Source organism: Polaromonas sp. (genome assembly GCF_039930745.1).
Lineage (GTDB): Bacteria > Pseudomonadota > Gammaproteobacteria > Burkholderiales > Burkholderiaceae_C > Polaromonas.
On sequence record NZ_JBDTTH010000027.1, the window covers coordinates 42,055 to 49,071 of the forward strand.

Sequence of the window (7,017 nt, forward strand, 5' to 3'; positions counted from 1 at the left end):
TGAATCGGCGCCATGGAGACAACTCTATCCAATCGGCAGTGAAGCGGGGAGTAACAAGATCGTCGTGAATCCCGCCAGCGGCGGTGCCAGCCAGCGTTGTGCCCTTGCCCGCCCGATGGAGCGCACCCGCCCGTCGGCTTCAAGATCGGCCAGCGCCCGCTGCACGGTGCGCTGGCTCGCGCTCAGGGCCAGCGCCAGCGCGGAAGTGGACCAGGCCGCACCGTCCGAGAGCAGCGCCACCAGCGAGGCCTGCTCGCCATCAATGGGCGGCGCCAGTACGGCCACGTCGCGTTCGCCAAGCGGTCTCAAGATAAAACCCCGCTCGGTTGCTTCAATGGTTGCGAGTGGTTTGACCAGCGCGCGCAGGCGGCCTATCTCTACCCGCAGGCGAGCCCTGTGCGTTTCGTCAGGACGTCGGGTGCGAAAGGCGGATTCGATCAGGGCTTCGCGGCTCACATCATCAGGCCATACTTCGGCGAGTGAACGTGCCAGCGAGAACAACACGGGTCGGCGCGCCAACGGGCGCCACTGGTCGCCGGCGCCCAGCCCGCGGCGGCAGGCATCCACCACCAGCGCGTCCGAGGCCAGGAGCGCTGCAACCTCATCAAGGCGCATCGCCTGCTCGCCGCCCGCTGTCAGGCGGCGGGCGGCGGGTTTGTCCAGCGCAGCGCGCGTCTCTGTCACCTCCGCCAGGAGCGCCGGTACCTGCGCGTGTTCAGCCGCTGCGTAAGCACGCGCCAGCGCCATCCGCGCCTCACCGACGCGCAGCGAGCGTAAGGCCAGTTCGGCTGCGGTCAGTTCGGCCACGGCTCGCAGCGACGGGGGCAGGCCGCGCGCATCAAGGCGGGCCAGCGCGGCGCTTGCTTCGCCCAGACGGCCCAGCAGCAACAGCCGGCGCGCCGTGATGAGCCACGCCTGCAACGCGTTGGCATTGTCGGCATGTAGCTCGAGCGTGGCCGCTGCAGCAGCCAGCGCGCGCGGCGAACCACCGAAGTCACGCATGGCCAACGCCACCTCGGCCTCCGCCACGACGCATCGGGCACGAGCCAGTTCCTCATGCGTGCCGAAGCCACGGGCAGCGCGCTTCAGGAGTTCACGGGCGCGCGGGTGCTCACCGAGCTGGGCCATGGCGATGCCGCGCAGGGCCAGCGCCGCTGGGTCATCACGCAGGGCGACGCGTTTGAGGGCGCCGAGCGCGTCACCAGCGGCAAGCGCGCGCGCTGAGGCGGTAATCAGGGAGTCCATGGCGATAGGCTACACGACCGTGCTGGCGTGGCGCCGCGCGTGCATGCAGGGGCCGCCGACCTGGGGGATCATGACCGCCGGGCTGGCGGTCAGATCCGGTTGTCGGTCGAACGCCGATTTCGACGGCCGACTGTCATGACGGGTCACGCCAGGCTTTACGATGGGGACATGAAAACAAGCTACATCTTCGGCGCCATCCTGGCTTGCAGCGTCATGGGAACATTGGTCGGCGCTCGCGCGGCAAAGACCGCACTCCTGGTGTTAACGGGAATACTTTCCCTCTACGGGTTGGTTCGTTTGCTGGGCTGAGTGCCGAACCCAAACGGGACAGGCGTGAATATATTTCTCCCATGGCAAATACAGCAAGCCGAAACCGGGGCGGCCTGATCAGTCTCATTCTCCGTCGCGGCCGGGAAGAACGCCTTGCGCAGGCAGCGGGTGGCCTCACGTTCACGATGGTGATGTCTGTGGTGCCGCTGCTGGCGGTGAGCTTTGCGCTGTTCGCGCGAGTCCCGGCCCTGCGTGCGGCTGGCGAGACGATTCGCGAGCATTTGCTGCGCGGCCTGCTACCGGCAGACATCGCCAGGACGGTGCTCAAACACCTGTCGCAGTTTGCAGGCAACGCCGGGGGGCTCACGCTAGTGGGCTTTACGGTCTTGCTGGTGTCCGCCCTGATGCTGCTCCTGAACGTGGAAAACACGCTCAACCGGATATGGCAGGTGAAGAGGCCGCGCACTGTGCTGCGCCGACTGGCCCTGTACCTTGCCATGCTGCTCACCGGCCCGGTGATCATCGGCGCCAGCTTGTGGGCTGTTTCCTATCTTCTGGCTGCCTCGAGCGGTTTGGTTGGGACGCGGCCCACCTGGCTGCCGCACGCCTTGAACCTGGGACCCGTGGTTCTGAGTGTTGCCGGTTTCGCCTGCCTGTTCCGCTTCGTGCCGCACACCGTTGTGCGCTGGCGCAATGCGATCGCGGGCGGTTTGCTTGCCGGCATCGCGTTCGAGCTGGGCAAGCACGGCTTCGCGTTTTACCTCGCCAACGTGCCCACCTACCGCACCATCTACGGCGCCTTCGCGCCTTTGCTGGCTTTTCTGGTGTGGGTGTATTACTCGTGGCTCGTCACGCTGACCGCGGCGGTAGTCAGTGCCAGCCTGCCGCGTGCCGGGGCGCAGCCGGCACGGCGGCTGTCACGTGCGTAGCCAGGCACTGACAAGCCCGTAGCTGGAAATCCGCGAGCTGGCAATGGCACCAGCGTGTGCGTGGATGCCCTCAATCGCGGAAAATAATGCCTTTGGCCATGAACGGGCGGCGCGAGCACAAGCTTGGCATTGCGCGCAAGGAAGTTTTTTTTAGCCCGCTTGGCCTTCATTGCGATTTACCAAGGAAACCAGATGCTGGACTTGCTGATTGTGGGCGCCTTTATTGCCTACAGCCTGAACGCCGGCCTGCGTGCGCGCAGCAAGGCCTCGCAAGGCCTGCAAGAATATTTTCTCGCCGGCAAGACCATCAAGGGCTGGCAAGCCGGCACCTCGATGGCGGCGACGCAGTTCGCAGCCGATACGCCGCTGCTGGTCACCGGGCTGGTGGCCACGGCCGGGGTGTTCGCTCTCTGGCGCTTGTGGATCTATGGTCTGAGCTTTCTGGTCCTTGCCTTCGTGTTTGCTGCGGCGTGGCGCCGCGCGGGGGTGCTGACGGATGCGGAACTGACCCAGGTGCGGTATAGCGGCCGGGGAGTGACGCCGCTGCGCCTCCTCAAGGCGGTTTATTACGGCACGGTGATCAACTGCGTGGTGCTGGCCATGGTGCTGGTGGCCGCGGTCCGCATCGCCGAGGTTTTCCTGCCCTGGCACGACTGGCTGCCCGCCGCCATCTACCAGCCTGTGGTGGGTTTCATCGGATCCAGCGGCATCCGGCTGGGGGAAAGCGTGACCGGTCTTGCGCCGGCGATGACGAGCGCGAACAACCTGATCTCCATCCTGCTAATCCTTGCTTTCACCGCGACCTACTCCATCACCGGCGGCCTGCGTGCGGTGGTGGAAACGGATGTGGTGCAGTTCGCCGTTGCCATGGTCGGCACGGCGCTTTATGCGTGGTTCGTGATCGATGCGGCCGGCGGCTTGAGTGGCTTGGGCGAACGCCTTGCCGATCTGTATGGCGCCGAGCAGGCGGGCCGGCTGATGTCCTTTAGCCCACCCAACGGCCCCGGCGACCTGTTGATGCCGTTTCTGGTGCTCATTGGAATGCAATGGCTGTTTCAGATGAACTCCGATGGCACCGGTTACCTGGCGCAGCGTTTCATGGCCTGCCGGTCGGAGCGCGACGCACGCATGTCCGCAGTCCTCTTCTCATGGCTGCAAATTTTCTTTCGCAGCCTGCTATGGGTTGCCATCGCGCTCGGGCTGCTGGTGCTTTATCCCTTCGGCGCCAATGAGCTTGGCACCGAAGGCTTTGCTGCTGCACGGGAAATGCTTTTTGTCAGGGGTATCGACGACCTGCTTCCGCCCGGTGTGCGCGGGCTCATGCTGGTGGGGCTGCTGGCGGCCCTGGCTTCCACCGTTGATACCCACCTCAACTGGGGAGCGTCCTATTGGAGCAACGATGTTTATGGCGTGTTCTGCAGCCATGTCTTGAAACGCACGCCGAAAAGCCGCGAGCAGGTGGCGGTGGCGCGGCTTTCCAATGTGCTCGTCCTGGTGATCGCCATGGCCATCATGGCCAATCTCGGATCGATACAGACCGCATGGTTCATTTCCCTGCTGTTCGGCGCTGGCATGGGCTCGGTGCTGGTGCTTCGCTGGCTGTGGGAGCGCATCAACCTGTATTCCGAGCTGGCCGCCATCGCGGTGTCGCTGGTCACCGCGCCCCTGCTGCTGTACTTCCTCGGCACTAACCCTGAGGATGAATGGGTCCGCCTCGGCACCATGGCCCTGGCGACAACCACCGCGGCCATCCTGGTGACCTTCGTCACCCCACCGACAGACGACGACACCCTGAAAACGTTCTACACGCGGGTTCGTCCATACGGGTTTTGGGGACGAACCGCGCTGCTCTGCGGCGAGAGCAGCCGTGCCTCGCTGTACGCCTTGCGCCGGCCGGCCTGGGCCGTTGCGGCTGGTGCCGTGTCCCTGTTCAGTCTGCTGGTTGGTGTCGGCCGCTTGCTGTTTCCAACACTGGAAACCGGACCGCTGCTGACCTGGCTGTGTATCGGCATCGGTCTGGCATTGGTGCCGGTCTGGCTGCGACACGCCCGGGCCGCAGACCCTGGCTGATGAGACCTCAGCGCCTCCGGTTCAGAGCTGCCCCCAGCCCTGCCAGGCCGTGAATGCGGCGGCCAGGATCAGCATCAGGCCCACGGCCCGCGCCGCAATGGTTCCTGCAGCCGGCTGGTCGGCCAGCCACTGGCGTGCTTCTCCTGCGGCCAACGCCAGTGCGCCGTACACGCCGACTTGCGTGAGGGCAATGATCAGACCGAGTGCCACCGCCTGTACCCACAGCGCGCCGTATTCGAGCCGCAGGAACTGCGGAAAAATGGCGAGCATGAACAGGTAGGCCTTGGGGTTCAGCAGGCAGGTCAGCGCCGCCTGCCGGAAGGTGCGCCAGGAGGAGGGCGTTCCGACAGCCGGCAGCGCGCCGAAGACCGAGGTGCTGCGTATCAGCGACCAGCCGATCCAGGCAATGTAGGCGCTGCCCGCCAGCAGCATGAGCCGGGCCACACCGGGAACGAGTTGCAGCAGCAAACCCAGCCCCAGGACACCTGCCACCACATGGCAAATACCGCCGGCCACCACGCCCGCAACCGCGAAGAGGCCCGAGCGGCGCCCACCGCTCAGCGAACTGGCCATGACAAAAGCCATGTCCATGCCCGGCAGGATGATGATGCCCAGCACCATCAGGAAAAACAGCCAGAGGTGAGCGAAGTGATCCATGGTTGGCCTTGTGTTGTAGGTGTTGTTGGTGCTTCAGTAGCGGGCTGCGGGGTAGACGGGGCGGGTGAGGGCCATCACCCAGTTGGTTTCCCAGTGGCGGCCGCCGTCCTGCGAGAACGCCTGTTCCCAGCGGGCGCTGCGCAGCGTGATGTTCGACCAGGTCGAGCGCACCCGGATGGGCCGGCCTTCATGGGTGTCGGCGCCTTCAAAACGGCCGACGCCGTTGGCAAAGGCCCCGAACACCGGCGGCTGGAGCGCACCGTCGCCGCTGTCCGTCCAGTAAATGCTCCACTGCCGGGTCTCTGGCTTGAAGAAGCGCAGCGCCATGCCAGCCGGCTTCCTGCCGTCCAGCACCAGGTCGTTCATGTTGCCCAGCCCGCCCAGCAGCAGGGCGCCGTCCTGGAAGCCTTCGAGATTTTCCCATTCGGTGCAGCCTTGCAGGCACTTGCGCAGGCGCCGGTGGCTGACCAGCCAGCGTCCGGTGATGAAGTTGAAATCGTGACGGCCATCATCAGTAGCAGTAGGCGGGATGAAATCTTTGGTATCTGTCGGGCTCATGTTTTCCAGGGAATCAGGTGGCTGGCGCCCATCCCCGAGCACCGTGAAAATCAAGTCTAGAAAGGTAATAGGTCGATATCGGCCCTAATTACCGGCTAGACTTTTCTTCATGTATTCCCCCACAACACGTGTGCTCACCGTGCTGGAACTGCTGCAGGCGCACGGGCGGCTGACCGGGGCCGAACTGGCCCGGCGGCTGGAGGTGGATGGCCGCACCTTGCGCCGCTACATCGCCAAGCTTGAAGACCTGGGCATTCCGGTGGTGGCCGAGCGTGGCCGCTATGGCTGCTACAGCCTGATCGCCGGCTTCAAGCTGCCGCCCATGATGTTCACCGACGACGAAGCACTGGCTCTGTCCATCGGCCTGGTCGCTGCGCGCGGCCTGGGTCTGGCAGAAGCGGCGCCTGCCGTGCAGAGCGCGCAGGCCAAGCTGGAACGCGTGATGCCCGGCAATCTCAAAACCCGCATTCGCGCGCTGGCTGGAACGGTGACGCTGGACCTCAGCCGCTCGGTTGCGCCGGGCGACAACACGGCCTTGCTGGCCCTGAGCGCCGCAGCGCACGGCTGGCAGCGCGTGCACCTGAGTTACCGGTCGGCCGACGGTGTAGACACCGAGCGGGAGTTCGACCCCTACGGCCTGGCCTACCGCGGTGGGCGCTGGTATGCGGTTGGCCTGTGCCACTTGCGCAAGGAACTGCGCTCATTCCGGCTCGACCGCGTGCGGCAGGTCCAGAGCGTCAATGCCGTGTTCACACCGCCGGCCGACTTTAATGCGGTGCAACACCTGGCGCTGGGCCTGGCCACCATGCCGCGTGCCACCTCGGTGCGTGTATTGCTGCAGACCGACCTGCAAACCGCGCAAAGAGAGCTGCCTGAAAGTTTTGGGGTGTTCCAGCCCGCCGGGCAAGGCGTGCTGCTGCACAGCCAGACGGACGACGTGGCCTGGTTTGCCCGTCAGCTGGCGCGGCTGCCCTTTGCTTTTGAGATCCACGAGCCGTCGGCGCTGCGCGAGGCCCTGCATGCCTGGGCGCAACAGTTGCTGAAGCAGCATGCGTGAGCTGAGCTAAATTGCTATAAAAACAGGAGCTATCTCCGCCCGTTACATAAGGGCTGGAGGCCGATTTTGCTTGTTTTTTGTACCTACTCAGCTCCTTGAGCCGCGCTTGCCCTCACCCCTGCCCTCTCCCGAAGGGAGAGGGAGCAAAGACAAGCCTCTTCTTTTCCCTCTCCCTTTGGGAATACGAAGGGACTTCCCACTTTCTGGAAACGGCATCGAGTGCCAAGATTG

Annotated in this window: 7 protein-coding genes; 4 read left to right on the forward strand and 3 right to left on the reverse strand. The window is 64.9% G+C overall.

Annotated elements, in window-relative coordinates; genetic code table 11:
* Positions 1-24: 24 nt before the first annotated feature.
* Complete coding sequence (locus ABI660_RS10930) at positions 25-1,245, reverse strand: helix-turn-helix domain-containing protein (RefSeq protein WP_348067822.1); 1,221 nt, start codon at positions 1,243-1,245, stop codon at positions 25-27.
* 168 nt (positions 1,246-1,413) lie between these two features.
* On the opposite strand from ABI660_RS10930, the gene ABI660_RS10935 reads away from it, so the two are divergent.
* From ABI660_RS10935 to ABI660_RS10945, 3 genes are all read left to right on the forward strand, one after another.
* A complete protein-coding gene (locus ABI660_RS10935; RefSeq protein ID WP_348067824.1) occupies positions 1,414-1,554 on the forward strand; it encodes a hypothetical protein in 141 nt (46 codons plus the stop codon).
* A gap of 41 nt (positions 1,555-1,595) precedes the next feature.
* Positions 1,596-2,444 (forward strand): YhjD/YihY/BrkB family envelope integrity protein, encoded by an 849-nt coding sequence (locus ABI660_RS10940; protein WP_348067826.1) that lies wholly within the window; start codon positions 1,596-1,598, stop codon positions 2,442-2,444.
* A gap of 192 nt (positions 2,445-2,636) precedes the next feature.
* Entirely contained in the window at positions 2,637-4,514 is a 1,878-nt protein-coding gene (locus ABI660_RS10945; RefSeq protein WP_348067828.1) for a sodium:solute symporter family protein, read from the forward strand.
* Positions 4,515-4,535: 21 nt separating this feature from the next.
* Here the strand turns inward: ABI660_RS10945 and ABI660_RS10950 are convergent, their stop codons facing one another.
* Together ABI660_RS10950 and ABI660_RS10955 are read right to left on the reverse strand one after the other, a co-directional pair.
* Positions 4,536-5,171 carry a LysE family translocator gene (locus ABI660_RS10950; RefSeq protein ID WP_348067830.1) on the reverse strand — a complete coding sequence of 212 codons (636 nt, stop codon included), beginning with the start codon at positions 5,169-5,171 and terminating at the stop codon, positions 4,536-4,538.
* 33 nt (positions 5,172-5,204) lie between these two features.
* Positions 5,205-5,729: a hypothetical protein gene (locus ABI660_RS10955; RefSeq protein ID WP_348067832.1), complete on the reverse strand. Its 525-nt coding sequence runs from the start codon at positions 5,727-5,729 to the stop codon at positions 5,205-5,207.
* A 109-nt stretch (positions 5,730-5,838) separates the two neighbouring features.
* Here ABI660_RS10955 and ABI660_RS10960 point away from each other — a divergent pair, with 109 nt between their 5' ends.
* Positions 5,839-6,786, forward strand: coding sequence for a YafY family protein (locus ABI660_RS10960; protein ID WP_348067834.1), 948 nt, complete (start codon positions 5,839-5,841; stop codon positions 6,784-6,786).
* The last annotated feature ends 231 nt before the right edge of the window (positions 6,787-7,017 follow it).

Bases quoted from the DNA above. Each gene is read 5' to 3' on its own strand.
- ABI660_RS10930 (WP_348067822.1), bottom strand. From the start codon at position 1,245: ATGGACTCCCTGATTACCGCCTCAGCGCGCGCGCTTGCCGCTGGTGAC.
- ABI660_RS10935 (WP_348067824.1), top strand. From the start codon at position 1,414: ATGAAAACAAGCTACATCTTCGGCGCCATCCTGGCTTGCAGCGTCATG.
- ABI660_RS10940 (WP_348067826.1), top strand. From the start codon at position 1,596: ATGGCAAATACAGCAAGCCGAAACCGGGGCGGCCTGATCAGTCTCATT.
- ABI660_RS10945 (WP_348067828.1), top strand. From the start codon at position 2,637: ATGCTGGACTTGCTGATTGTGGGCGCCTTTATTGCCTACAGCCTGAAC.
- ABI660_RS10950 (WP_348067830.1), bottom strand. From the start codon at position 5,171: ATGGATCACTTCGCTCACCTCTGGCTGTTTTTCCTGATGGTGCTGGGC.
- ABI660_RS10955 (WP_348067832.1), bottom strand. From the start codon at position 5,729: ATGAGCCCGACAGATACCAAAGATTTCATCCCGCCTACTGCTACTGAT.
- ABI660_RS10960 (WP_348067834.1), top strand. From the start codon at position 5,839: ATGTATTCCCCCACAACACGTGTGCTCACCGTGCTGGAACTGCTGCAG.